General features: G+C 48.0%; 1 protein-coding gene. It reads right to left on the bottom strand.

What is annotated here, in order from left to right:
• A partial coding sequence (locus tag A3751_RS20800) for a phosphomethylpyrimidine synthase ThiC (protein ID WP_197466576.1) occupies window positions 1-1,096 on the bottom strand: 1,096 nt, incomplete at its 3' end.
• Window positions 1,097-1,122: the final 26 nt, after the last annotated feature.

The following is a 1,122-nucleotide window of genomic DNA, read 5'->3' as shown; positions in this document are numbered from 1 at the left end:
ACCACTTAGCCATGATGGAACCTCCTCGACTCACAATCCCTGTCACACGCTTTGCCGTCATTGGCACGTAACGCAGCAACACGCCAGCGTGGATCGTGAAGTAATCAACGCCCTGCTCTGCCTGCTCAATCAGCGTATCGCGATAAAGCTCCCACGTAAGGTCTTCAGCAATTCCGCCGCATTTTTCTAACGCTTGGTAAATTGGCACTGTACCAATCGGTACTGACGAATTACGAATAATCCACTCACGCGTTTCATGGATGTTCTCGCCGGTGCTCAAATCCATTACGGTATCTGCGCCCCATCGAGTCGACCAAACTGTTTTCTCGACCTCTTCCTGAATGGATGATGTCACCGCTGAGTTGCCAATATTCGCGTTCACTTTTGTACGAAAGTTACGACCAATAATCATTGGCTCTGTTTCAGGGTGGTTAATGTTGTTTGGAATTACCGCCCGGCCGCGTGCGACTTCATCTCGAACAAATTCAGGTGTAATAATCTTTGGAATCGATGCGCCAAAGCTTTGTCCCGGATGTTGCTGTGCAATGGCCTGGTCTAGCTCATGCTCTTGTAAAGCGAGGTTTTCACGAATCGCAATGTATTCCATTTCTGGTGTAATAATCCCTTTACGCGCGTAGTGCATTTGCGAGACATTTTGGCCTGCTTTTGCCTTGCGCGGCTGACGCTTGTATTCAAAGCGGAGGCCTTCTAGCGTCAGGTTTTGATCACGAACATTTGCATACTCAGAGCTAAAGCCTTCAAGTAACTCTGTATCATTACGCTCAAGAATCCACTTTTCTCTTAAGGGACTTAATCCAAGCCGTACATCAATTTCTTTATTCGGGTCGGTATAAGGGCCAGAGGTATCGTAAACACGAACAGGCGCATTTGGCTCTTCCGTACCGTCCTGCAACTTAGTTGGCGTCAACGCTATTTCACGCATCGCAACCTGAATATCGTCACGACTGCCTTTGACATAGATCTTTGTAGAAGCAGGAAAAGGCGTAGTCGAAAGCTCGTCTACTTTTGCGGTTTTACTGATGTTTGCGTCGGTGATTTTTGCCGCTTTGGCCGGGCTTTGTGATTGTTCGCTCATGCGCACTCCGTGTTGAGGTAGAGTAC

This window comes from Oleiphilus sp. HI0080, assembly GCF_001635135.1.
The sequence above is the reverse complement of the archived record's forward strand: the minus strand, read 5'-3'. Positions and strand labels throughout refer to the sequence as shown.